Below are 26,061 nucleotides of genomic sequence, written 5' to 3'. Positions count from 1 at the left end.
GGCATTCCAGTCGGCAGAAGGATCAACCGTCTGACTTGCCAATACAAAGTCGCAGGCATCGAGTGGATCTGTATTATCGGTTAGTTCGTCACCATTGGTTACGCCATCACCGTCACAATCTTCAACCAGGTAATCCCCACTTTGATCAAGGGTTACACTGTCAGGATTATAGGAACACGGATCCAGGGGATCGGTTCCATCGGTAACTTCATCACTATTGGTAACTCCATCACCATCGCAATCAGAGGCATTCCAATCGTCTGAAGGGTCTACGGTCTGACTAGCAAGGATAAAATCACATGGGTCGTTTGGATCGGTTCCGTCATCTTCTTCATCGTCATCTGTTACTCCATCCCCGTCAGAATCCCCATCATTATCGGGATCCAGATAGTCTGGTGTACCATCATCATCGGTATCATCATCTGTGGGGTCCCCATTTTCATTATCGTCCTCATCAGGAGTATCAATACCATCACCATCATCATCGAGATCACGGTAGTTCACGTCATCAGTCCCATCGGTATCGGGAAGGTCATTGGCCGGATCATTTATTTCGTCATTTACATCAAATCCATCATTAGGATTTAAACCTTCATAACCGTCATCCAAGCCGTCCCCATCCGAATCATTTCCTGTAAAGGTCTGATCGGGGATACCGTCAAAATTAAAATCATTCCCTTCATTATTGTCAGGAACAGTATCATTATCTGTATCGAGGTCTCTGAAATCTACCTCATCTGTCCCGTCAGTGTTCTGGGGAGTAATCCCATTATTCTCATAAGCATCGTCGAGCCCGTCATTGTCCGTGTCCATCCCGGTAGGTGGCACATAGCCGGCTGTCGTCTGAGCTTCTACATTATCAGGAATTCCATCATTGTCAGAATCGATATCCCTGTAATCGGGATTGTTGTCACCATCTGTATTAACAGGATCTAATCCTTCACCAGCTCCGGGAGAACTTTCATAATGATCATCAAGGCCGTTGCCGTCGCTGTCGTTGGTACAAACAGGTATAAATCCGGAGGTTGTCTGAGCTTCCACGTTGTCGAGGATCCCATCATTATCCGAATCGATGTCGATATAATCCGGAATACCGTCCCCATCTGTATCAACAGGGGTTAGGCCGCATGGCTCAGGTACTTCAGGACATGGTCCCAAGGTATCGCCATGATCGAGGTGAGCCTGCACAGCTGATGGTGCTACGGTGATCTCGTGGTACCCGTTGCGTGGGTTGTTTGGACTTTTATCTTCTTTATGACAAAGGGTAACCTTGTCTTTACCTTTATACTTAGCCTCTTTACTATTGTAATTACAGACTCCGTCTCCGTCATCATCATCATCATCGTCGTCATCGTCACCTTCATTATTACAGGCATATATGTCATCAAGTCCGTCACCATTCGCATCAATTCCCGAAGGAGCAAGGTAACCTGCGTCAGTCTGGGCTTCTATATTATCGAGAATCCCATCATTATCCGAATCGATGTCAAGGGAGTTAGGGATTCCGTCACCATCAGTATCAGTTTGTTCTCCTTCTACAGTATCGAGAATACCATCATTGTCATCATCGATATCATCTTTGTCCTTAATACCATCACCATCTGTATCCTTACCCTTGGAAAGCTCCAAAGTAACAGCGATCGGATCAATACTTCCATAGGAATCAGGCGAAGGTATTAACAGGAAAAAGGAAATAAGTAAAGTGACAAAAAGAGTTTTTTGTCCCTTATAAAAAGTAATGTTCTCCATATAGGCTAGCTTTGTTTATCTCAAGCACCATAACGTGGATAAATTACTTTTGGTAAGATTTTGGGAATCTAACAGTAGCCTGCAAGATATGGCATTCAGGAAGATCATCAAATTGTTTCCAGCCTTTCTTTTCTGACTATCTTTAACCGACCTGAATAATCGATAAACTGAATTTAAGTAGGTTTTTTCTTACAATTTATATCTTCGAATTTTGCTGAATCCCAAACAGTTTGCTTCCCTTTATCGAAGTTATCTGCAGCTCATCCCTTTTGCTGTGTATTTGGTCTAAATTTCAAATTTGGAAAAAACATAAGGGAACCATTCCTCTTATAAGGGTGGTATACCGATCTCATCCAGATAAAATCCATTACTTTTGCAAAAATTTTTTTAGTGAATTTTAAACAGGAAATAGCAAAACGCCGGACATTTGGGATCATCTCCCACCCTGATGCGGGAAAGACCACCCTTACCGAAAAATTACTCTTATTCGGGGGGGCCATCCAGGAGGCCGGGGCAGTTAAAAATAACAAGATAAAGAAGTCGGCCACCAGCGACTTTATGGAGATTGAAAGGCAAAGGGGAATTTCCGTTGCCACCTCTGTACTTGCATTTATTTACAGGGATAAAAAGATCAATATTCTCGACACCCCGGGTCACAAGGATTTCGCAGAGGATACTTTCAGAACCTTAACGGCAGTAGACAGCGTTATTGTCGTAATTGATGTTGCCAAAGGGGTGGAAGAACAGACCGAGAAACTGGTGGAAGTCTGCAGGATGAGGAAAATCCCTATGATCGTTTTTATCAATAAACTCGACCGGGAAGGAAAAGATGCATTTGATCTTCTTGACGAGGTGGAACAGAAATTAGGCCTTACTGTTAGCCCTTTGAGTTTTCCCATTGGTATGGGATACGATTTTAAAGGCATCTACAACATTTACGAGAAAAACATTAACCTTTTTAGCGGGGATAGTAAAAAAAATATAGAAGAGACCATCGCTTTTGACGACCTCAGCAATCCGGATCTCGATAAAATAATTGGGAACACTTCAGCCGATACCCTCAGGGAAAACCTCGAGCTCATTGAAGGTGTTTATCCCCCTTTTAACAAGGAAGCCTATCTGGCCGGAAATCAGCAACCTGTTTTCTTTGGTTCCGCACTGAATAATTTTGGAGTTCGGGAATTGCTTGATTGTTTTATTGAGATCGCACCGCCACCCAGGGACAAAATGGCTGAAGAGCGCCTGGTAAAAGCCGATGAGAAACAAATGACCGGCTTTGTCTTTAAGATACACGCCAATATGGACCCTAAACACAGGGATCGACTCGCGTTTGTAAAAGTGGTCTCCGGGACTTTTGAGCGCAATAAACCCTACCTGCATGTCAGGCATGACAAAAAGCTTAAATTCTCCAGTCCCAATGCTTTTTTTGCTGAGAAGAAAGAGATTGTAGACACCTCATTTCCAGGGGATATTGTTGGCCTTCACGATACCGGGAACTTTAAGATCGGGGACACACTAACGGAAGGGGAAAGTATACACTACAAAGGAATACCCAGTTTTTCCCCGGAACATTTCAGATATATCAACAATGCCGACCCAATGAAGGCGAAGCAGTTGTACAAAGGGATCGACCAGCTTATGGATGAAGGGGTGGCCCAGTTATTTACCCTTGAACTCAATGGCAGGAAGGTGATCGGTACAGTGGGAGCTCTGCAGTATGAGGTTATTCAGTATCGTCTCGAGCACGAATACGGCGCTAAATGCACCTATGAGAATTTCCCGGTACACAAAGCCTGCTGGGTAGAACCGGAGGACCCTGGTAGTGAAGAATTCAGGGAATTTAAAAGAGTAAAGCAAAAATTCCTCGCTACTGATAAACGAGGGCAGCTGGTATTCCTGGCTGATTCGGCATTTTCATTGCAAATGACTCAACAGAAATACCCTAAGGTGAAATTGCATTTTACGTCTGAATTCGCATAAAATACAGTATAAATTAGGCAAAAAAAATCCGGAACATATTCCGGATTTTTTGTTTTATGCCTCCCCAGTTGGCCCGAAATTCAACGGGATAGGAGGTTGTTCATAGTCCTTAATGGTTCCATGTGCGTTTTCAAACCTACTAACATTGTCACTCAGCGCCTTGAGGAATTTCTTGGCGTGCTGAGGAGTGAGTACGATCCTGCTCTTTACCTTGGCTTTGGGAGCCCCCGGCATCAGACTGATAAAATCTATAACAAACTCGGACACGGAATGATTGATGATAGCCAGGTTTGAATACACCCCTTCGGCCATTTTTTCATCCAGTTCTATATTGATCTGTTTTTGCTTTTTGTCTTTTTCGGCCATGGCCTGATATTTTAGAGTTAAACAAAAAACCCCCAACCTGAAGGTTGAGGGTTTTGGTATTAGAATTTTAATTCTTCCTTGCGGGCCATGATCTCATCGTACTCCTGTTTGGAGCCCACGATGATAGATTCATAATCTCGCATTCCTGTACCGGCGGGTATTTTATGCCCAACAATAACATTTTCCTTCAGGCCTTCAAGATCATCAACCTTACCGCTTACCGCTGCCTCGTTTAATACTTTGGTCGTTTCCTGGAAGGATGCGGCCGAAATAAACGATTTGGTTTGCAGTGATGCCCTGGTAATACCCTGGAGAACCGGTGTAGCAGTTGCTGCAACGGCATCTCTGGCAGTAACCAGATTTTTATCTGAGCGTTTCAGGATAGAATTCTCGTCTCTTAAATCACGTGCAGAAATGATCTGCCCGGGTTTAAGGTTTTCAGATTCTCCGGCATCTTCAACAACTTTTTTGCCGTAGATCTCGTCGTTCTCCCTAATGAAATCGTCCTTGTGGACTAATTGATTTTCAAGGAATATTGTATCTCCCGGATCCTCAATACGCACTTTACGCATCATCTGGCGAACAACCACTTCAAAGTGCTTGTCATTGATCTTCACCCCTTGCAGACGATATACCTCCTGTACCTCATTTACAAGATACTGCTGAACAGCAGAAGGACCTTTTATGGCCAGGATGTCTTCAGGCGTGATAGAACCATCAGACAATGGCATTCCTGCCCTCACATAGTCATTTTCCTGTACAAGGATCTGGTTCGAAAGTTTGACAAGGTATTTCTTCTGTTCGCCCAACTTTGATTCAATGATGATCTCTCGGTTTCCTCTTTTGATTTTACCAAAGGAAACAACCCCGTCAATTTCTGAAACTACAGCTGGATTAGAAGGATTACGCGCTTCGAATAACTCTGTTACTCTTGGCAGACCTCCTGTAATATCTCCTGCTTTTGCAGATTTACGTGGTATTTTCACCAGAATCTTACCTTCCTTAATCTTATCTCCGTCATCAACCATGATGTGAGAACCTACAGGTAAATTGTAGGAACGCAGCACTTCATCTTTGGTATTTTTGATCAGCAGTGTTGGAATAAGCTTTTTATTCCTCGATTCAGAAATTACTTTCTCCTGGAATCCGGTTTGCTCATCAATTTCCACCTGGTAAGTTACTCCCTGCTCTATATTTTCATAGGCAATTTTACCCGGGAATTCAGAAACAATAACACCGTTATAAGGATCCCACTGACAGATCAACTGACCTTTTTTCAGTTTCGCTCCGTTCTTGATAAATATCTGAGATCCGTAAGGAATGTTATTGGTACTCAGCGTAATTCCTGTTTTACCATCTACAATCTTTACCTCAGAGGTTCTGGAGATCACAATATCTACAGGCTTACCTTCACTATTCTCGCCTTTTACGATACGCAGGTCCTCAATTTCAGCCTTGCCGTCGAATTTGGCTTCCAGCTTATTGTCTTCCGAAATGTTACCGGCAATACCTCCAACGTGGAAGGTACGCAGCGTAAGCTGTGTTCCCGGTTCCCCGATTGACTGTGCAGCCACAACACCAACCGCTTCACCTCGCTGTACCATTTTATTGGTCGCCAGGTTTCTTCCGTAGCATTTCGCACAGATTCCTTTCTGAGCTTCGCATGTAAGTGCTGATCTCACTTCAACCCTTTCAATTGGAGAAGCTTCAATTTTTCTTACATCGGCCTCCATGATCTGTTGTCCTGCCTTGAGAAGAAGTTCTTCTGTCAGCGGGTCATATACATCGTGTAAGGCAACCCGGCCAAGAATCCTTTCTCCCAGGGTTTCCACCACCTCTTCATTCTTCTTAAGCGCTTCAACTTCAATACCTCTCAGTGTATCGCAATCTTCAATATTGACGATTACATCCTGAGAAACATCAACGAGTCGTCGCGTAAGGTAACCAGCATCTGCTGTTTTTAGGGCGGTATCTGCCAATCCTTTACGTGCACCGTGAGTGGATATAAAGTATTCCAGAATAGAAAGTCCCTCTTTAAAGTTAGAAAGAATCGGGTTTTCGATAATCTCTCCTCCTCCTGCTGTGGATTTCTTTGGTTTTGCCATCAATCCCCTCATTCCGGTAAGCTGTCTGATCTGTTCTTTAGACCCCCTTGCTCCGGAATCGAGCATCATATACACAGAGTTGAAGCCCTGCTGGTCTTCCCGAATCCTCTTCATAGCCAACTCTGTAAGCATGGCGTTTGTGGAGGTCCATACATCGATCACCTGATTATAGCGTTCGTTGTTGGTGATCAGACCCATATTATAATTCATCATAATGCCATCAACCTGTTGGTTGGCATCATCGATCATTTCGTGTTTTTCCTGTGGGATAATGATATCCCCGAGGCTAAAGGACAAGCCACCTTTAAAGGCAAACTCGTATCCCATTGTCTTGATTTTGTCAAGGAAATCAGCTGTTGTTGGCACATCAGTTACAGAAAGTATCTTTCCGATAATATCCCTCAGCGATTTTTTGTTCAGTACATCATTGACATAACCAGCTTGTTCAGGTACTACCATATTAAATAGAACCCTTCCTACTGTTGTCTGTATGATCTGATTAACCAGCTCTCCTTCTTCATTAAAATCCTTCGCCCTTACTTTAATACCAGCGTTGAGTTCAACCCTGCCCTCATTAAAGGCAATCACTACCTCTTCATAAGAGTAAAAAGTAAGTCCTTCTCCCTTAACCGGCGTTTCCTTGGTCGACTTCCTTTCTTTGGTCATATAGTACAATCCGAGTACCATATCCTGAGAAGGAACCGTAATAGGTGAACCGTTTGCGGGATTAAGTATGTTGTGCGATGCCAGCATCAACAGTTGTGATTCCAGGATCGCTTCAGGGCCTAACGGAAGGTGAACTGCCATCTGATCCCCGTCAAAATCTGCGTTAAATGCAGTACATACCAGGGGATGCAGGCGAATAGCCTTTCCTTCGATCAATTTTGGCTGAAAGGCCTGAATTCCCAATCTGTGTAGCGTGGGGGCCCTGTTGAGTAATACAGGATGTCCTTTAAGAACATTTTCAAGTATATCCCAAACTACCGGCTCTTTCTTATCGATGATCTTTTTGGCTGATTTTACAGTCTTAACGATCCCTCTTTCAATCAGTTTCCTGATTACAAATGGCTTGTAAAGCTCTGCAGCCATATCTTTCGGCAAACCGCACTCATACAAACTCATTTCAGGACCTACTACGATCACTGAACGAGCAGAATAATCAACACGTTTTCCCAGGAGGTTCTGACGGAACCTACCTTGTTTCCCTTTAAGGGAATCGGAAAGAGACTTTAATGGTCGGTTCGACTCGGTTTTAACAGCCGATGCTTTTCTTGTATTATCAAAAAGGGAGTCAACAGCTTCCTGAAGCATCCTTTTCTCATTTCTGAGGATGACTTCGGGGGCTTTGATTTCCATCAATCGCTTTAAACGGTTATTTCTGATGATCACCCTTCTGTACAGATCATTAAGGTCAGAAGTGGCAAATCGACCACCATCAAGTGGTACTAATGGCCTCAGTTCTGGTGGGATCACAGGAACTACCTTCATAATCATCCATTCAGGCCTGTTCTCCCGGTTATCCTGAGATTCACGTAAAGCCTCCACTACCTGAAGTCGCTTCAGGGCTTCCGTCTTACGCTGCTTCGAGGTTTCCGTATTGGCCTTGTGTCTCAGATTATAGGAAAGCTCTTTAAGGTCGATCCTCGACAACAAATCAATCAAACATTCAGCACCCATTTTAGCAATAAACTTATTGGGGTCAGAATCTTCCAGGTATTGATTTTCCGGTGGAATCGATTCCATGATGTTCAGATATTCCTCTTCTGTGAGGAAATCGAGCATCTTCAGTTCTTCTCCTTCCGGTCCTTGTGCAATTCCGGGCTGAATAACTACATAGCGCTCGTAGTAAATGATCATATCGAGCTTCTTGGAGGGCAAGCCCAGCAAGTAACCTATTTTGTTGGGAAGGGAACGGAAATACCAGATATGGGCAACAGGAACCACCAGATTGATGTGTCCTACCCGGTCTCTACGTACTTTTTTCTCAGTTACCTCAACCCCACAACGATCACATACGATGCCGCGGTATCGGATCCTTTTGTACTTTCCACAAGCACACTCGTAATCTTTTACCGGCCCAAAGATGCGCTCACAGAACAAACCATCCCTTTCAGGCTTGTGTGTTCTGTAGTTAATTGTTTCAGGTTTGAGGACTTCACCTCTCGACTCCGCCAGAATGGATTCCGGAGATGCCAGGCCAATGGAAATCTTGTTAAACCTCTTTACTGCTGTGTTATCGTGATGTCTAGCCATAATGCTATTAGTGATACTAAATTAAATGTGTAACAGGTACTCTAATTATTCTTCCAATCTGATATCCAAGCCCAAACCTTTAAGTTCGTGCATCAATACGTTGAAAGATTCTGGTAATCCAGGTTCCGGCATGGTTTCGCCTTTTACGATCGACTCGTAAGTTTTCGCCCTTCCGATAACGTCATCCGACTTTACAGTAAGGATTTCCCTTAATGTTGCCGACGCGCCATATGCCTGCAGTGCCCAAACTTCCATCTCTCCAAATCGCTGTCCACCAAACTGGGCTTTTCCTCCCAGGGGTTGCTGCGTTATCAAAGAATACGGTCCTATGGAACGTGCGTGCATCTTATCATCGACCATATGTCCTAATTTCAGCATGTAGATCACACCTACAGTTGCTGCCTGGTCGAATCGTTCACCGGTTCCTCCATCGTACAGATAGGTATGCCCGAATTGAGGAACACCTGCTTCTTCTGTCAGATTATCGATCTGTTCAATGGTGGCCCCATCAAAGATCGGAGTGGCAAATTTCTTGTCTAATTTCTGACCTGCCCATCCGAGAACTGTTTCGTAAATCTGCCCGATATTCATCCTCGAAGGTACTCCCAGAGGGTTTAATACGATATCTACGGGCGTTCCGTCTTCAAGGAAAGGCATGTCTTCCTGGCGAACAATACGGGCAACAATACCTTTGTTTCCGTGTCGTCCTGCCATCTTATCCCCTACCTTCAGTTTTCTCTTCTTGGCGATATATACCTTAGCCAGTTTCATGATCCCAGCAGGAAGTTCATCCCCGACAGAAATAGTAAACTTATCTCTTCTGAGATTCCCCTGCAGATCGTTTAACTTGATCTTATAATTGTGCAGAAGATCAGCTACCATCGCATTGGTTGCCTTGTCTGTTGTCCAGCTTCCGCTAACCAGGTGGGCGAAATCATCCACAGCGTTCAGCATCTTCATGGTGTATTTCTTACCCTTAGGTAATACTTCTTCCCCAAGATCATTGGCAACCCCCTGAGAGGTTTTTCCATTGATCATTTTGAAAAGTTTTTCCACCAGAACATCTTTCAGCTCCTGAAATTTCACTTCGTATTCAAGTTCCAGCGCGTTGATCGCTTCCTTGTCTTCAGATCGCTTTCGCTTATCCTTGATCGACCTGGAGAATAATTTCTTGTCGATTACCACACCCCTCAATGAAGGAGAAGCCTTTAAAGAGGCGTCTTTTACATCTCCGGCTTTATCTCCGAAAATTGCCCTGAGCAGTTTCTCTTCCGGAGTTGGATCTGATTCTCCCTTAGGAGTGATCTTCCCGATTAGAATGTCTCCCGGTTTTACCTCGGCCCCAATACGAATCATTCCGTATTCATCAAGGTCCTTAGTTGCTTCTTCTGAAACGTTGGGAATATCATTGGTAAGCTCTTCAGCTCCCAGCTTAGTGTCCCTAACTTCCAGAGAATATTCATCGATATGGATGGAGGTGAAAATATCTTCACGGACCACCTTTTCTGAGATTACGATAGCATCCTCAAAATTGTATCCTTTCCATGGCATAAAGGCCACTTTCAGGTTTCTACCTAGGGCCAGTTCTCCACTTTCGGTGGCATAACCCTCACAAAGAACCTGACCTTTCTTAACCTTGTCACCTTTCTTAACGATCGGCTTAAGGTTGATACTGGTTCCCTGGTTGGTTTTCCTGAACTTAACCAACTCGTAGGTCTTTGAATCGTCCTCAAAACTCACCATACGTTCCTCTTCGGATCTGCTGTATTTGATGGTGATCTTCTTGGAATCTACATACTCAATTACTCCGTCTCCCTCAGCATTGATCAATACTCTTGAATCTGAAGCCACCTGTCTTTCTAGTCCGGTCCCAACAATAGGCGACTGGGGTTTTAAGAGAGGTACAGCCTGACGCATCATGTTTGATCCCATCAAAGCCCTGTTGGCATCATCGTGTTCCAGGAAAGGAATAAGAGAAGCCGAAATAGATGCAATCTGATTAGGTGCAACGTCTGTATAGTTTACTTCTGAAGGATCTACTACGGGGAAATCTCCTTCTTCACGGGCAATGACCTTTTCACGATCAATGGTTCCGTCTTTTTTCAGAGGGATATTCGCCTGAGAGATCTTCATTCCTTCTTCTTCTTCCGCACTGAGGTAGATAAATTCTTTGGTATCAACTTTTCCTTTAGCAACCTTGCGATAAGGAGTTTCAAGGAAGCCCATTGAATTGACTTTTGCAAAAACAGACAGTGAAGAAATAAGTCCGATATTAGGTCCTTCCGGCGTTTCAATAGGACAAAGTCGGCCGTAATGAGTATAGTGAACGTCCCTTACCTCAAAACCGGCTCTTTCCCTTGATAAACCACCTGGCCCTAGTGCAGACAACCTCCTTTTATGCGTAATTTCCGCAAGGGGATTCGTCTGGTCCATAAACTGTGAGAGCTGATTCGTTCCAAAGAAAGAATTGATCACAGAAGAGAGTGTCTTCGCGTTAATCAGGTCGATCGGGGTAAATACTTCATTATCCCTTACGTTCATCCTTTCACGGATTGTTCTTGCCATACGGGCAAGACCAACACCGAACTGAGAAGAAAGTTGTTCCCCAACTGTCCTTACCCTTCGGTTAGAAAGGTGATCGATATCATCAATCTCTGCCTTGGAATTAATCAATTCAATAAGATACTTGATGATGGTGATGATATCCTCTTTAGTAAGGACCTGTTTGTCCATCCCGATATCAAGTCCCAGTTTTTTATTCATCCGGTACCTTCCTACTTCACCCAGGTTGTATCGCTGATCAGAGAAGAACAACTTGTCGATGATACCTCTGGCAGTTTCTTCATCCGGCGGTTCAGCATTTCTCAACTGGCGGTAGATGTGTTCAACCGCTTCTTTTTCAGAGTTGGTAGGGTCTTTTTGCAGGGTATTGTGAATAATGGCATAATCACTCTGCGCATTATTCTCCTTGTGCAATAAAATCGTTTTTACATCAGCGTCAATGATCTGCTGAATATGATCTTTTTCCAGTACAGTATCCCTGTCGAGGACGATCTCGTTTCTTTCAATAGAAACAACCTCTCCTGTATCTTCATCCACAAAATCTTCATGCCAGGTATTGAGAACTCTGGCAGCGAGTTTTCTGCCCAATACCTTGGTAAGGCCAGTTTTGGAAACTTTTACCTCTTCAGATAGGTCGAAAATCTCAAGGATATCCTTATCTCTTTCGAAACCAATAGCCCTGAATAAAGTGGTTACTGGTAATTTTTTCTTTCGGTCGATATAAGCGTACATAACGCTATTGATATCGGTCGCGAATTCAATCCAGGATCCTTTAAATGGGATTACCCGGGCAGAGTATAATTTAGTTCCGTTTGCGTGGAACGACTGTCCGAAGAAAACTCCCGGAGAACGGTGCAGCTGAGAAACTACAACACGCTCGGCTCCATTGATCACAAAAGTTCCACTGGGGGTCATGTAGGGAATCGTTCCCAGGTATACATCCTGTACGATGGTTTCAAAATCCTCATGTTCGGGATCTGTACAGTAGAGTTTTAGCCTTGCCTTAAGTGGCACGCTATAGGTGAGACCACGCTCAATACACTCCTGGATGGAGTAACGTGGCGGATCTATGAAATAATCAAGGAACTCCAGCACAAACTGGTTCCTCGTATCGGTGATGGGAAAGTTTTCCATGAAGGTGTTGTACAAGCCTTCATTGCCCCTTTCGTCAGATTTTGTTTCAAGCTGAAAAAAATCTTGAAATGACTTAATCTGAATGTCCAAGAAATCCGGATAATCCGGTATGTTCTTAGCGGATGCGAAACTTATTCTTTCAGTTTGTTTTGTGAACATCTATGGACAAAATTTTGAACGTGAATACTATAATGGGTTGTATACGACTTCGTATACTATCTATAAAAGGGTTTAGGTCTAGCCACCCTGAGGGCGGAAAGACCTAAACCAAAACCATATGGTCGTCGCAATTATTTAAGCTCAACTTCTGCTCCTGCTTCTTCCAAAGATTTTTTGATGCCTTCAGCTTCGTCTTTAGACACAGCTTCTTTAACGGCTTTTGGTGCGCTGTCAACAATGTCTTTAGCATCTTTCAGTCCAAGACCAGTTAATTCTTTCACCAATTTAACTACGGCGAGTTTAGATCCACCTGCAGCTGTAAGGATAACATCAAATTCTGTTTTCTCTTCTGCGGCTTCAGCTTCTCCACCTCCGGCAGCACCACCAGCAACAGCTACAGCTGCAGCAGCGGGCTCAATACCGTATTCTTCTTTTAGGATATCAGCTAATTCGTTCACTTCTTTTACAGTGAGATTAACCAATTGTTCTGCGAAATCTTTTAAATCTGCCATTTTTCTATCGTTTAATAAAATTTTAAAATTATGCTTGTTTTAGTGCGTACTGATTATTTTTCTGATAAGGTTTTCAGGATACCGGCCAGTTTGCCACCACCCGACTTAAGGCCGGAGATCACATTCTTAGCAGGAGACTGGAGCAATCCGATGATATCACCGATTACTTCTTCCTTCGATTTAATACCTACCAGGGTTTCCAACTTATCATCTCCTACAAAGATGGCCTCTTCAATAAAGGCACCTTTAAGTAAGGGTTTATCCGATTTTTTACGAAAGGTTTTGATAAGTTTTGCCGGGGCATTCCCGGTTTCGGAGAACATTAAAGAGGTATTGCCCGCAAGCACCTCCGGAAGTTCACCAAATTCTTTGTCAGAAGCCTCCATGGCTTTTGCCAATAAAGTGTTCTTCACCACTGACAACTTGATATTTGCCTTAAAGCAGGCTCTTCTCAAATCTGAAGTGGTCATAGCGTCCAAGCCCGAAATATCTGCCAGATAAATGGTAGTATTCTCGGCCAGTTGCGCAGTCAGATCTTTTATTACTATAGCTTTTTCTTCTCTTGTCATTACGTTACATTTTCAGAATTAAACCGCTTTTGGATCTAATTGTACACTGGGACTCATGGTACTTGACATGTAAATGCTTTTCATGTACACACCTTTGGCCGCTGTGGGCTTCATCTTATTCAGGGTATCTAAAAGTTCTTTGGCGTTGCCAGCGATCTTATCAGCCGAAAAAGAAGCTTTTCCGATGGCCGCATGGACAATTCCAGTCTTATCTACCTTAAAATCGATTTTACCTGCTTTTACCTCAGAGACCGCTTTAGCGATATCCATGGTTACTGTTCCGGTCTTAGGATTGGGCATGAGTCCACGAGGTCCGAGAATTCTTCCCAGAGGTCCAAGTTTACCCATTACGCTTGGCATGGTGATGATCACATCAACATCGGTCCAACCGCCCTTGATCTTATCCAGATACTCATCTAATCCGACGAAATCTGCACCGGCTTCTGTAGCTTCCGCCTCTTTATCAGGAGTTACCAGTGCCAAAACTTTCACATCTTTTCCTGTTCCGTGTGGTAGGGTTACTACTCCACGAACCATCTGATTTGCTTTTCTGGGATCTACTCCCAGGCGAACAGCCAGATCAACGGATGCGTCAAATTTAGTATTGGTGATTTCCTTTATAAGGGACGAAGCTTCTTCTATGGAATAGAGCTTATCTTTTTCAATTTTAGCCCTGGCTTCCTTTTGCTTCTTAGTTAACTTTGCCATAAAAAAATGCTTTATAAGATTTTAAAAAGGTCTTTTACCTGCAACTTTGAGACCCATAGATCTCGCAGTACCGGCGACCATGCTCATTGCTGATTCAACAGTAAATGCATTTAAATCTACCATTTTGTCTTCTGCAATTGCCTTAACCTGATCCCAGGTAACGTTTCCTGATTTTACTCGGTTAGGTTCGCCAGATCCTTTTTTAATCTTAGCCGCTTCCATAAGTTGTACTGCCGCTGGCGGTGTCTTTACGACAAAGTCGAACGACTTGTCTTTATACACGGTGATAACCACAGGCAGGATCTTACCCTGCTTGTCCTGAGTTCTGGCATTAAATTGCTTACAGAACTCCATGATGTTAACGCCGGCAGCACCTAAAGCGGGTCCAACCGGTGGCGATGGATTCGCGACACCTCCCCTAACTTGTAGTTTAACTACTTTACTTACTTCTTTTGCCATTGTTTAAAATTAAATTTCAAACCGTGTTTAATTTGGAAGCAACACAGCTCTTATATATGTAACACTTGTATTAAACTTTTTCTACCTGCATATAGCTGAGTTCCAGAGGAGTCTTTCTCCCAAAAATCTTTACCATCACCTCCAGCTTTCTCTTTTCTTCATTGATACGTTCAACGGTTCCATTAAAGCCGTTGAATGGACCATCTATTACTTTTACGGTCTCACCTAAAACAAAAGGTATGGCTACACTGTCTGTATTTACAGCCAGTTCATCCACCTTACCAAGCATACGGTTTACTTCCGATTTCCTCAGCGGGACAGGATCACCACCTTTAGTTTCTCCTAAAAAGCCAATTACATTGGTAATAGACCTTATAATATGTACCATTTCTCCTCCCAGGTTGGCTTTGATCATAATGTATCCAGGAAAGTATACTCTCTCCTTGTTGATCTTTTTTCCATTCCTGATCTGAACAACTTTTTCTGTTGGTACAAGAACCTCTTCCAGATAGTCACCAAAACCGGCTCTTTCTACTTCAGATTTGATATAGCCTTTGATCTTGTTTTCCTGACCACTAACGGCTCTTACCACATACCATTTTTTCTCCAATACTTCAGACATAGAACCGATTAATTTAAGGTATCAAAATACAGTTGAATTAACTTGCTAAAAACCGTATCCACACCCCAGGTAGCCAAGGCGAATAAAATGGAAAATACAGCGACAATTACCATCAGGTTTGAAGACTCTGCCCTGGTGGGCAAAGTAACATTGTGCTTCAATTCTTCAAAAGATTCTTTAATATAGGTAATCATCTTGTACTTGTTTTTGGGTTGTGAAATTCTTCTTCGATAATTTTTCCAACCGTCTCTGTTTGTGCACGGGAGGAGAGACTCGAACTCCCGACACCTGGTTTTGGAGACCAGTGCTCTACCAACTGAGCTACACCCGTATTTATTTACATTGAAAGGCATCCCGCCGTAGCGGGATACCCTTAAGTATATAAACTTTTACTTTTTAATCTAAAATTTTGGTGACCTGTCCGGCTCCTACAGTTCTACCTCCCTCACGGATAGCGAAACGCAGTCCGACGCTAAGGGCAATAGGCTGAAGAAGATCAACAGTAATGGTAAGGTTATCCCCTGGCATTACCATCTCAACACCACTAGGAAGATTAATAGTTCCAGTAACGTCGGTTGTTCTTACATAGAACTGTGGACGATAGTTGTTGTGGAATGGAGTGTGTCTTCCGCCTTCTTCTTTTTTAAGGATATAAACTTCCGCTTCAAATTTGGCGTGTGGTGTAACCGATCCCGGCTTACAAATAACCATACCTCTTTTGATGTCAGACTTCTCAATTCCTCTTAAAAGGATACCAACGTTATCACCAGCTTCTCCTCTGTCAAGGATTTTACGGAACATTTCAACCCCTGTAATTGTAGAAGTTAATTTTTCAGCTCCCATTCCGATGATATCTACAGGATCTCCTGTGTTGGCCACCCCGGTTTCAATTCTTCCGGTAGCAACTGTTCCACGTCCTGTGATAGTGAATACATCTTCAACTGGCATCAGGAATGGCTTGTCTACATCCCTTTCCGGCAATTCGATCCATGTATCAACAGCTTCCATCAACTCCATTACGGTATCTACCCATTTTTGCTCCCCGTTGAGGGCTCCAAGAGCAGAACCAGAAATTACAGGTCCGTTGTCTCCATCGTACTCGTAGAAAGAAAGCAATTCTCTTACTTCCATTTCAACAAGCTCCAACAATTCTTCATCATCCACCATGTCAACCTTGTTAAGGAAAACAACGATTCGTGGAATACCTACCTGACGTCCTAAAAGGATGTGCTCGCGAGTTTGTGGCATCGGTCCGTCAGTTGCAGCAACAACAAGGATCGCTCCGTCCATCTGAGCAGCACCTGTAACCATGTTCTTTACATAGTCAGCGTGACCAGGACAATCTACGTGAGCATAGTGACGATTTGCAGTCTGATACTCAACGTGTGACGTATTGATCGTAATACCCCTTTCTTTTTCTTCAGGAGCATTATCAATAGAATCAAAGCTTCTTACTTCAGATAATCCTGCGTTGGATAATACTGTAGTAATAGCTGCTGTCAATGTAGTTTTACCGTGATCTACGTGTCCAATAGTACCAATATTTAAGTGCGGTTTGGAACGATCAAAAGTTTCCTTTGCCATTTTTGTGGATTTTAATCTTAGTTTATATTAGTGTACAAATGTTTTTCTTCGCAGAGCCAACGACGGGAATTGAACCCGTGACCTCTTCCTTACCAAGGAAACGCTCTACCCCTGAGCTACGTCGGCATTTTGGGTGTTTAGTTTATGTTCAGGGACTTGTGACCACACCCTTGCAACCATCACCCCAAACAGCAAACGTTTACTCAAAGTTCTAGAGCGGGAGACCGGGTTCGAACCGGCGACATTCAGCTTGGAAGGCTGACGCTCTACCAACTGAGCTACTCCCGCATTAATTTTGGTATTCCAATATGTCAGGGAATTAATCCCGAACGCTTTTTTATCTTCCGCAATGCTCCGCAATTCAATGTGGCACTGCTCTCAGATCATTCTCGTGGGGAGAGCAGGATTCGAACCTGCGAAGACATAGTCAGCAGATTTACAGTCTGCCCTCGTTGGCCGCTTGAGTATCTCCCCTCTTTTTTATTCCTTTTTTTGAGCCGATAGAGGGACTCGAACCCACGACCTGCTGATTACAAATCAGCTGCTCTAGCCAGCTGAGCTACATCGGCTTTAAGCGCCTTTAAATGCATAAAAAAGTCCGCTATTTCTAACGGACTGCAAATGTAGATAATTTTTATTTTAAACAAAACTATTTTACAAAAATTTTAAAGCAGGGGAAACCCTCGGTTTTTGTTTCTTTTTCAATAGTTTCCTCTCGACGGAGCTACAGGCAGAATCAACTGCTTCTTCAAAGGTTTTACACTGTTTTTTTACGATAAAAGTGTCTCCGGGAATATGCACCTTGATTTCAACAATTTTGTTCTCCTTTTCACTTGTATTTTCAACTTTTAAATACACATCCGAATTGATGATCCTATCATAAAACAATTCGAGTTTGTCCAGGCGTTTCTGTATAAACTCTATCAATTTAATATCAGCATTGAAATTTACAGATTGCGTATTTACTTTCATACATTAAAAAATTTTGAGTTAAACAATGATGGAATTCTGTCACTTTTTATTCCTGGGGTGTGCCCTGGAATGAACTTTTTTAAGTTCGGCTATACTATTGTGTGTATAAACCTGTGTCGATGCCAAGCTGGAGTGCCCCAGCAATTCCTTAACCGAATTTAAGTCGGCTCCCTGATTGAGCATATGGGTGGCAAATGTGTGCCGAAGGATATGTGGGCTTTTTTTTACCTTACTTGACACCTTACTAAAATATCCATTTATAATTCTATAAACAAGTGTTTCGTAGACTTTCTTCCCCTTTGATGTTATAAACAGGTATTCAGACAGGGCTGAATTTTCAACCTCCTCCCGCGCTGTGAGATAGGCCTCAAAAAGACCTCTTGTACTTGCCAGCAGGGGAATAATTCGCTCTTTATTGCGCTTGCCCAGCACTTTGATATTTCCATTGGGGAGATCCAGGTCGGATAATCGGAGGTTTATCAGTTCGGAGCGGCGGATGCCGGTAGCGTAGAACAATTCTATGATCAATCTGTCCCTGATACCTTCAAAATCATCTGTAAAAGGAAACTCGTTGAATAAGGTGGACATCTCGGCCTGAGAAAATGGAATTTCAATTTTTTTTGACGTTTTCAACGCCTTATGCCTGGCGAGGGGATTCGTCTGAATGGCACCTATTTTCAGCAGAAATTTGTAATAGGTTTTTAGAGAAGTGATCTTTCTGTTTACACTTCGATTACTTAGTCCCTCTTCAACGAGGGAGACGATCCAGTTCCTGATGTCATTATAATTAGCTTCCTCAAGGGAGAGTTCATTTTGTAAAGATTGCAAAAATGAACTACAATCCTGTAAATCCTTCCCGTAGGCCTTCAGGGTATGAGGGGAATAATTTTTTTCAAGAGAGAGGTAAGATATGAATGCATCCACGGCCATATTCCAAAGATACAAAAGCCCCATTTGAGATTAGGGCAAAAAAAAAATCTCGCCTGAGCAAGATTTTTCTTTGAGTGTAATTTTTGAGTATTATATCTCTTCTTGGTCCCTAAGGCCTTGAATGTACTGAGCCTTTTGGATCTGTTGTCTTCTTTCTACAGAAGGTTTGGTAAACTGCTGGCGCTTTCTCAATTGCCTCATCGTACCTGTCCTGTCAAACTTACGTTTAAAACGCTTCAGCGCTCTGTCTATATTTTCTCCTTCTTTAACTGGTATTATTAACATGGGCTACAACCTCCTTTCTTTAGGGATTCGGGACTGCAAAGATAAAACGAAAAATCGGTTAGAAACAAACTTATTTTAAAATATTCTTCGCAATGACCACTTTTTGGATTTCAGTAGTGCCTTCCCCGATAGTGCAGAGCTTGGAATCCCTGTAAAATTTTTCTACGGGAAAATCCTTAGTATAACCATATCCACCATGGATCTGGACAGCTTCGTTAGCCACTTTTACACAGACCTCAGATGCATACATTTTTGACATGGCACTCCACTTGGTCATTTTCCTGCCCTGGTTTTTTAAAAATGCGGCCTTGTGCAGCAACAATTCTGAAGCCTCAATCTCGGTAGCCATATCTGCCAGTTTAAAGGAAATCCCCTGAAACGAACTAATAGGTTTCCCAAACTGAATCCTCTCTTTGGAGTATTTCAGGGCTGCTTCATAAGCTCCTTTAGCGATGCCCAGAGAGAGTGCTCCGATAGATATTCTTCCTCCGTCGAGAATTTTCATGGATTGAATAAATCCATCGCCCACTTCGCCAATTCTGTTTTCATCCGGAATTCGGCAATTGTCAAAGATGAGCTCAGCTGTTTCACTGGCGCGCATTCCCAGTTTATCTTCCTTTTTACCACTAGAGAAGCCTTTGGTACCCTTTTCAATGGCGAAGGCTGTCATCCCGTGGCTGTCTCCTTTCTCGCCAGTGCGGGCAATTACTACTGCAATGTCCCCGCTGATGCCATGGGTAATAAAATTTTTTGCTCCGTTGAGAATCCACTCATCTCCATCTCTAACCGCCGTGGTGTTCATCCCTCCTGCATCTGACCCTGTATTGTGCTCGGTAAGACCCCAGGCTCCGATCCACTCTGCAGATGCAAGTCTGGGGATCCATCGATCCTTCTGCTCGGCATTCCCGAAAGTTAAAATATGATTAGTGCAAAGCGAATTATGAGCTGCAACAGACAATCCTATCGACGGATCCACCTTGGAAATCTCTTCAATGATGGCGATATACTCGTGATATCCCAGGCCAGATCCTCCAAGTGTCTCCGGCACGAGAACCCCCATAAAGCCCATTTTTCCGGCTTTCTTAAAAACGTCAACGGGAAATTCCTGAGACTCATCCCATTCCATTACAAAGGGTTTGATGTGCTGCTCAGCAAATTGCTTTGCTGACTCAGCAATCATACGCTGGGTTTCCGAATAGTCGAACCCAAATTCAGTCATTGTTCCAGTGATCATAATAGCAATTTTTACAGGGCCAAATATAGCTTAATTCTCTGAATCCGTTCTGTTGGAAAATCTTCAATTTTTGTTAATTGTTCGATTGAGTCGTATCTGCCATGCTGCTCACGGTAAGCTACAATCTTTCTGGCGATTTCCCGATTTAAATAGACCAGGCTTGTGAGCTCGTTCACCTGAGCTTTATTCAGGTTAATCTTCCGAATCTCAGGAGTACTTAAAACCTGAAATACTTTCATCGCTTTTTCCGCGACTTCCCTGTCGAGGCCATAAACATCCAGAAGTTGTTCGGTAACTATAAATCCACCCAGACGATCACGGAACCTTATGATACGGGAAGACAGAACCGGTCCGATCCCGGAAATCTGCTGTAAATCTGTGGCCGTTGCCGAATTCAGGTCTTTGGGATTGACTACCTCGACAGCGCCTGATTGGGTTTTATTATTATGTCTAAAACTGGGAAACTTAAAATAAGGTTCTACCTGCGTGAGCAGCTCATCAGAAATTTGGGTGACTGCCTGAAATTCTTCTGCGGTTCTGATGTACTGCCCTATTTTTCGAAAGGCGTAAAGTCGGTCGAGTTCTTCCGAAGAAATGCCGAGGACATAGCCCCTGTAATCTGTAATAAAGTTAGGATTAAAGGGTCTTAGTTTAAACCTGTCATTCTTTGGCGAAGATGCTTTAACACTGTCGATAAATGCCTGTGCGAGGGTATCCACAGTAAAATACGGCTCTTTTTCCCGAGTCGATTTTAAATTGATAAAATAAAATCCGGATTGCAAGGAGGCAATCAGGAAGAGTAAAAAGAAGATCCCTCGTTTTTCCTGTTTGCTGAACCGGAAATGGGATTTCATTTTTCTTTATCCTTTATTTTTTTAAAGCCTTAATGGCATCCAGGTATTTTGCGAGTTCATCCCTGACATTAGGAAACAGAAACATCAGTCCCAGCATATTAGGGAAAACAAGAGCCAGAATCATCGCATCGGAAAAGGCAAAGACAGCGCCCATTGAAGCAGATGCCCCTATGATGACAAATGCAATGAACAGCAATTTATAGGTTAAATCTGCAGTTCTACTGCGTCCGAATAAATATTTCCAGGATTGCAGGCCGTAATAAGACCAGGATATCATGGTTGAAATGGCAAATAAAACAACTGCCAGGGTAAGTACATACGGAAACCATGGGAGTACCGATTCGAATGCGAGAGACGTCAATGTTACACCTCCAAGGGATGCACCGTTGACGATTACATTTCCTGCCCCGTCGCCTCCGTATTCAAATACGCCGCCACTGTTGTAAAAAATAATCACCAGAGCGGTCATCGTACAGATAACAACTGTATCAATAAAAGGTTCGAGAAGAGCAACAATACCTTCACTAGCTGGGTATTTTGTCTTTACGGCTGAGTGAGCTATGGCCGCCGAACCTGCTCCTGCTTCGTTTGAAAAAACAGCTCGTCTGAAGCCAACGATCAACACCCCGAATAATCCACCAAGTCCGGCCTCAGGGGTGAAGGCTCCTTTAAAAATAAGCACAAAAGCGCCATCGATATATGAGAAATTGGCAAAAATTACTGCCAAACATGCCAAGGCATAAATGACCGCCATAAAAGGCACTATTTTTTCGGTAACAGAGGCGATACGTTTAATACCACCAATGATCACGATTCCTACTATAATGGCTAAAATAACGCCTATGATAAAACCCGTTGATCCTCCTTGTAAGCCCATCATGGCTGCCAATTGTTCGGCTGCCTGATTAGACTGTACTGCGTTCCCTCCACCGAAGGAGGCACCTACACATAAAACTGCGAAAACAACAGCCAATACTTTACCCAGATTGGTAAAACCACGCTCCTTAAGACCGCGGGATAGATAGTACATAGGACCGCCATACACGGTTCCATTTTCATCTACATCCCTGTATTTTACACCCAGTGTACATTCTACAAACTTGGTGCTCATACTTATCAACCCACAAACAATCATCCAGAAAGTTGCCCCAGGTCCGCCAATGGCAATGGCCAGAGCGACACCAGCTATATTTCCCAGTCCGACTGTCCCTGAAACTGCAGTGGCCAATGCCTGAAAATGACTTACTTCTCCCTGTTTGCTTTCATCTCTGATCGTATCGGGTAAATCCCCATCCACAATATTGACTTCAGCTTTTTCCACACCGTGTCCATCCGGACCTTCTACCTCGTCGAACTTCCCACGAACCACATTGATCGCGAGGGGAAATTTTCTGATATTGACAAAGCCAAAGTAAAGGGTAAAGAAGGCAGCACCAAGGACTAATATTATCACTACCAGAGGAATACCCGTACCGGGCACCTGCCAGAATACAATTGCTTCCCAAACTGCGGTGATAGGTTCAAACCATGCGTTGATGCGTTCATCAAGTCCCATTTCACCTGTTTCCTGTGAAAACCCGGATAAAGGTAATAGCAAGGCAAGCAGGGCAACTAATAGCTTCTTCATGTATTTTGTTTCTTGTAGAGTTGATTGTTTTTTAGTTTGGTCCAGTATTCCCTAAGATCTCCTTTTACTTCTCCAGACATAATGTAGAGTCCGATAATGTTCGGGAATGACATAGCGAGAATCATCATATCTGAGAAGTCGAGAACGGCACCCAGACTCACTGAAGCACCTACTACCACAAACACAAGGAATAATATTTTGTAAAGCATTTCGGAACGTTTGCTCTTTCCAAACAAATATGTCCATGCCCTCATCCCGTAATACGACCAGGAAATCATTGTTGAAAAAGCAAAGAGGAAAACCGCGATTCCGAGCACATAAGGAAACCAGGAAATCACACTACCGAAAGCGTCTGACGTAAGTTGTGCTCCTGCCATGCCCTCCACTTCGTGCATTCCGGTAAAAATAAGAACCAGGGCAGTAAGGGTACAAACAACAACCGTATCAATAAAGGGTTCTAAAAGAGCAACGAAACCTTCTGAGGGAGGGTTGTTTGTTTTGGCCGTACTATGTGCAATAGCCGCCGAACCTACACCTGCCTCATTAGAGAATGCCGCTCGTTGAAATCCTACAACCAGCACCCCGATCACACCGCCTTTGAGAGCGCTGGGGCTAAAAGCTCCGTCTATGATAGCAGAGAATGCCGGACCTATATTTTCTATGTTCACAATGATTACGGCCAGGGCTGCAATGATGTAAATGGATGCCATAATTGGTACTACCCTACCTGTTACTTTGGCTATACTTTGGATTCCCCCGATAATGACTACCCCAACCAGGATTGCTGTTATAACGCCAAACCAGAATCCGTTGCCTTCGAGCATTGAAAATTGTCCTGCCAGTTGTTCAAAAGACTGGTTTGCCTGAAACATGTTGCCCCCGCCAAACGAAGCACCCACGGCAAGTACCGCAAATAAACCTGCCAGTACTTTTCCAAACCCTTTCATATTCCTTTTTTCAAGGCCATAACGCAAATAGTTCATTGGTCCACCAAAAACGCGACCATCAGGAAGGATATCCCGGTATTTTACCCCAAGGGTACATTCCACGAACTTGGAAGACATACCGAGCAAGCCACAAACAATCATCCAGAAGGTTGCACCCGCACCTCCCAGTGAAACGGCAACTGCCACTCCTGCTATATTTCCTAAACCCACTGTACCCGACACCGCAGTAGCCAGGGCCTGAAAGTGCGTTACCTGCCCCGGTGCATCAGGATCATCGTATTTTCCTTTTGCAAGGCTGATAGAATGTCTGAATCCCCGGATATTGATAAAGCCCATTCTGATGGTGAAGAATGTTGCACCAAGGACCAGCCAGATCACAATAAACGGGATATTCTTTGTTACGGGGTCACCGTTTGGATGCCTTATAATCTCGGGGGTATCGTATTCCACTTCGGCCAGATAATGAGCCCCTTGTTCAATGACATGTTCTTTATTATCTGAATTGTAAATCACTTTCCCCTCGCCTACCAAGTATTTAAGTTTTCCATCTGCCAAAGTTCTTACCGTATCCACAGTTCCATTCCTGCTCGATACAAGGGCAATTTCCTGTCCTTTCGAAACATGAGCACCCTCTTCCACCAACCATTGCTTCAATACAAAACGGTCTTCAACAGTTGCCGACCAACCCGGAGTGGCTATGAGTTTTACATCGGCATAAACCACAGGATCATAAATTCCGGTGGCTTCAAATGGGTCCCAGAAGAGAACGCTTCCAAGGGCACTAACTGCCGGAGCCATATTCCCATTAAAAATCTCGGTAATGGACTGAGTTTCTATGGTGTATTCATTAGTAACCGAAGTTCCCGCATTATCGCTAACAGTTACCGTGTAGGGTACTCCTTCTACGAGTCCGCTCGCCGCATTTGAGGTAAGGGGAGTTTGCTGATTACTCCATTTATAAGTGTAAGGAGGCGTTCCCCCTTCCACTTCTAATCGGATCACCCCGTCATTAATATTATCGGATGGATTTATCGTCTTGCCTTTGACGTCCAGGTCTTGTGATACCATGGAAACACTGAAAAAGATCAGAAAAAAGAAAGGAGATAACTTCATAAAGTGATATAGGATTAAAATAGGCAGTCGGTTGAACTGTCGGGCAATATCCTAAAAAATATAATCCCAATCAAATATTCTTTCCCAAATGTCAGGCCTGGATATGGAACATTTCGTTTAGTTTCCGTATCTGTTCGGGTCTACCCAGGACAATTACCTTACTCTTGGGTTCCAGCGGCATATCAGCTTCGGGATTGATGATATACTTGCCATTTGGTTCAATATAGCCAATAATAGTACAGCCGGTTTTTCTTCTCAGGTCGAGATCTCTCAGTGAATTACATTCCACCTGATCAGAAAAGTCTTCGATGGCAACCTCTTCCAGATTGGTAGTATGCTCCCCTTCCATCGAGAGTTTATCCATAAAGGTGATAAGGTCTGGTATTACTACCAGGGAAGCCATATGGTCCCCTCCAATCTTATCGGGCATGATCACCTTATCGGCACCGCCTAATTGCAATTTTTTTTGAGAAGTAACCTTTGATGCCCTGCTGATGATAAATAGGTCTTTATTGAGTTGTCTGGCTGAAAGAACGACAAACAAATTCTCTGCATCATCCGGAAGTGCAGCTATCAAGTAACTGGCACGTTCTACACCTGCCTCTATCAATACACTGTCTTCATTGGCGTCGCCTTCAATAAAAAGTACGTCCTCTTCATGTTTTTCTATGACATCCCTGTCTCTTTCAATGACAATAAACGGACGATTATAAGCCTTTAATCGTTCTGCAGCCTGCATTCCATTTCGCCCGAAACCACAGACCACTACATGGTTAGATAAACTGTTGATTTGATTTCTCACTTTTTTCTTTTTTAATAGTTGTAAAGAATTTCTGCTCAGGATGTATTCTGAGATTACCGAAAGCGCAAAGGAAAAGATAATGACACTACTTATAATGAGCATCACGGTAAAAATCTTTGATTCGGCATCTAATGGTTTTACCTCCATAAATCCGACGGTCGTTACCGTAATGATCGTCATGTACAAGGCATCTAACCAGTTATAATCTGATATATAACGATATCCCATAACTCCAATGATCAGTACAGTAATCATCAGTCCGATGGCCAGGTAGATCTTGGAACGAAAGAGTCGTAACATATTAAAGGTCAAAAACTGAAGTGCGTTTGGTGTACATTAAGTCTTTTATTCGCAGCCAAAATGCCAAAAACAGATACAAAGCAAATCCGAAACCCAAAGTCACAAAGGTCAGATATATAAATGTTGTACGCACAACTCGGGCTCTTATTCCCAGACGTTCAGCTATTCGTCTTGAAACCTCAAACCCCCGTTTTTGAAAAAAGTATAGCAGGCGATAAAACAAATTCATGCCTTA

Annotated in this window: 20 protein-coding genes, 5 tRNA genes and 1 pseudogene; 1 reads left to right on the top strand and 25 read right to left on the bottom strand. The window is 43.3% G+C overall.

Going from position 1 to position 26,061, the window contains the following annotated elements; translation table 11 throughout:
• Nucleotides 1-1,749, bottom strand: a pseudogene (locus AB8P51_RS02735) (hypothetical protein); the annotation flags it as partial.
• Nucleotides 1,750-2,139: 390 nt separating this feature from the next.
• On the opposite strand from AB8P51_RS02735, the gene AB8P51_RS02730 reads away from it, so the two are divergent.
• On the top strand, nucleotides 2,140-3,729 hold the full coding sequence (locus AB8P51_RS02730) for a peptide chain release factor 3 (RefSeq protein ID WP_369747230.1): 1,590 nt from the start codon (nucleotides 2,140-2,142) through the stop codon (nucleotides 3,727-3,729).
• Nucleotides 3,730-3,783: 54 nt separating this feature from the next.
• On the opposite strand, the gene AB8P51_RS02725 is transcribed toward AB8P51_RS02730, so the two are convergent.
• The 24 genes from AB8P51_RS02725 to AB8P51_RS02610 form a co-directional block, all read right to left on the bottom strand.
• Nucleotides 3,784-4,095, bottom strand: a complete 312-nt coding sequence (locus AB8P51_RS02725) for a DUF3467 domain-containing protein (RefSeq protein WP_369747229.1) — start codon at nucleotides 4,093-4,095, stop codon at nucleotides 3,784-3,786.
• Nucleotides 4,096-4,154: 59 nt separating this feature from the next.
• Entirely contained in the window at nucleotides 4,155-8,453 is a 4,299-nt protein-coding gene (gene rpoC / locus AB8P51_RS02720; protein ID WP_369747228.1) for a DNA-directed RNA polymerase subunit beta', read from the bottom strand.
• Between the two features lie 45 nt (nucleotides 8,454-8,498).
• Nucleotides 8,499-12,308 carry a DNA-directed RNA polymerase subunit beta gene (gene rpoB, locus AB8P51_RS02715; RefSeq protein WP_369747227.1) on the bottom strand — a complete coding sequence of 1,270 codons (3,810 nt, stop codon included), beginning with the start codon at nucleotides 12,306-12,308 and terminating at the stop codon, nucleotides 8,499-8,501.
• Between the two features lie 131 nt (nucleotides 12,309-12,439).
• Nucleotides 12,440-12,841: a 50S ribosomal protein L7/L12 gene (gene rplL / locus AB8P51_RS02710; RefSeq protein ID WP_369747687.1), complete on the bottom strand. Its 402-nt coding sequence runs from the start codon at nucleotides 12,839-12,841 to the stop codon at nucleotides 12,440-12,442.
• A 32-nt stretch (nucleotides 12,842-12,873) separates the two neighbouring features.
• Nucleotides 12,874-13,389, bottom strand: a complete 516-nt coding sequence (gene rplJ, locus AB8P51_RS02705) for a 50S ribosomal protein L10 (protein WP_369747226.1) — start codon at nucleotides 13,387-13,389, stop codon at nucleotides 12,874-12,876.
• A gap of 18 nt (nucleotides 13,390-13,407) precedes the next feature.
• On the bottom strand, nucleotides 13,408-14,097 hold the full coding sequence (rplA, locus tag AB8P51_RS02700) for a 50S ribosomal protein L1 (protein ID WP_369747225.1): 690 nt from the start codon (nucleotides 14,095-14,097) through the stop codon (nucleotides 13,408-13,410).
• A gap of 21 nt (nucleotides 14,098-14,118) precedes the next feature.
• Nucleotides 14,119-14,556, bottom strand: a complete 438-nt coding sequence (gene rplK, locus AB8P51_RS02695) for a 50S ribosomal protein L11 (RefSeq protein ID WP_369747224.1) — start codon at nucleotides 14,554-14,556, stop codon at nucleotides 14,119-14,121.
• Nucleotides 14,557-14,626: 70 nt separating this feature from the next.
• Nucleotides 14,627-15,178 carry a transcription termination/antitermination protein NusG gene (gene nusG / locus AB8P51_RS02690; protein WP_369747223.1) on the bottom strand — a complete coding sequence of 184 codons (552 nt, stop codon included), beginning with the start codon at nucleotides 15,176-15,178 and terminating at the stop codon, nucleotides 14,627-14,629.
• A gap of 8 nt (nucleotides 15,179-15,186) precedes the next feature.
• Nucleotides 15,187-15,372: a preprotein translocase subunit SecE gene (secE, locus tag AB8P51_RS02685; protein WP_369747222.1), complete on the bottom strand. Its 186-nt coding sequence runs from the start codon at nucleotides 15,370-15,372 to the stop codon at nucleotides 15,187-15,189.
• A gap of 64 nt (nucleotides 15,373-15,436) precedes the next feature.
• Nucleotides 15,437-15,509: transfer RNA gene (locus AB8P51_RS02680), tRNA-Trp, on the bottom strand.
• 65 nt (nucleotides 15,510-15,574) lie between these two features.
• A complete protein-coding gene (tuf, locus tag AB8P51_RS02675) occupies nucleotides 15,575-16,762 on the bottom strand; it encodes an elongation factor Tu (RefSeq protein ID WP_369747221.1) in 1,188 nt (395 codons plus the stop codon).
• Nucleotides 16,763-16,816: 54 nt separating this feature from the next.
• Nucleotides 16,817-16,888, bottom strand: a tRNA-Thr gene (locus AB8P51_RS02670).
• A gap of 89 nt (nucleotides 16,889-16,977) precedes the next feature.
• Nucleotides 16,978-17,050, bottom strand: a tRNA-Gly gene (locus AB8P51_RS02665).
• Between the two features lie 104 nt (nucleotides 17,051-17,154).
• Nucleotides 17,155-17,236: transfer RNA gene (locus tag AB8P51_RS02660), tRNA-Tyr, on the bottom strand.
• 21 nt (nucleotides 17,237-17,257) lie between these two features.
• Nucleotides 17,258-17,331 (bottom strand) — tRNA-Thr (locus AB8P51_RS02655).
• Nucleotides 17,332-17,416: 85 nt separating this feature from the next.
• The gene (gene hpf, locus AB8P51_RS02650; RefSeq protein ID WP_369747220.1) at nucleotides 17,417-17,734 is read right to left on the bottom strand and encodes a ribosome hibernation-promoting factor, HPF/YfiA family; all 318 of its coding nucleotides are present in this window, start codon (nucleotides 17,732-17,734) and stop codon (nucleotides 17,417-17,419) included.
• 39 nt (nucleotides 17,735-17,773) lie between these two features.
• Complete coding sequence (locus tag AB8P51_RS02645) at nucleotides 17,774-18,664, bottom strand: tyrosine-type recombinase/integrase (protein WP_369747686.1); 891 nt, start codon at nucleotides 18,662-18,664, stop codon at nucleotides 17,774-17,776.
• A 90-nt stretch (nucleotides 18,665-18,754) separates the two neighbouring features.
• Nucleotides 18,755-18,949, bottom strand: a complete 195-nt coding sequence (gene rpsU, locus AB8P51_RS02640) for a 30S ribosomal protein S21 (RefSeq protein WP_019671394.1) — start codon at nucleotides 18,947-18,949, stop codon at nucleotides 18,755-18,757.
• Nucleotides 18,950-19,019: 70 nt separating this feature from the next.
• A complete protein-coding gene (locus AB8P51_RS02635; RefSeq protein WP_369747219.1) occupies nucleotides 19,020-20,183 on the bottom strand; it encodes an acyl-CoA dehydrogenase family protein in 1,164 nt (387 codons plus the stop codon).
• Nucleotides 20,184-20,194: 11 nt separating this feature from the next.
• Nucleotides 20,195-21,037, bottom strand: a complete 843-nt coding sequence (locus AB8P51_RS02630; protein WP_369747218.1) for a ComEA family DNA-binding protein — start codon at nucleotides 21,035-21,037, stop codon at nucleotides 20,195-20,197.
• A gap of 13 nt (nucleotides 21,038-21,050) precedes the next feature.
• Nucleotides 21,051-22,664: an alanine/glycine:cation symporter family protein gene (locus tag AB8P51_RS02625; protein ID WP_369747217.1), complete on the bottom strand. Its 1,614-nt coding sequence runs from the start codon at nucleotides 22,662-22,664 to the stop codon at nucleotides 21,051-21,053.
• Nucleotides 22,661-24,724, bottom strand: coding sequence for an amino acid carrier protein (locus AB8P51_RS02620; RefSeq protein WP_369747216.1), 2,064 nt, complete (start codon nucleotides 24,722-24,724; stop codon nucleotides 22,661-22,663). Before AB8P51_RS02620 ends, AB8P51_RS02625 begins: the two co-directional genes overlap by 4 nt.
• 91 nt (nucleotides 24,725-24,815) lie before the next feature.
• Nucleotides 24,816-25,826: a TrkA family potassium uptake protein gene (locus AB8P51_RS02615; RefSeq protein WP_369747215.1), complete on the bottom strand. Its 1,011-nt coding sequence runs from the start codon at nucleotides 25,824-25,826 to the stop codon at nucleotides 24,816-24,818.
• Nucleotide 25,827: 1 nt separating this feature from the next.
• Nucleotides 25,828-26,055 (bottom strand): PspC domain-containing protein, encoded by a 228-nt coding sequence (locus AB8P51_RS02610; protein WP_369747214.1) that lies wholly within the window; start codon nucleotides 26,053-26,055, stop codon nucleotides 25,828-25,830.
• Nucleotides 26,056-26,061 lie beyond the last annotated feature (6 nt).

This window comes from Muriicola sp. SD30 (assembly GCF_041205185.1).
Lineage (GTDB): Bacteria > Bacteroidota > Bacteroidia > Flavobacteriales > Flavobacteriaceae > Muriicola.
The sequence above is the reverse complement of the archived record's forward strand: the minus strand, read 5'-3'. Positions and strand labels throughout refer to the sequence as shown.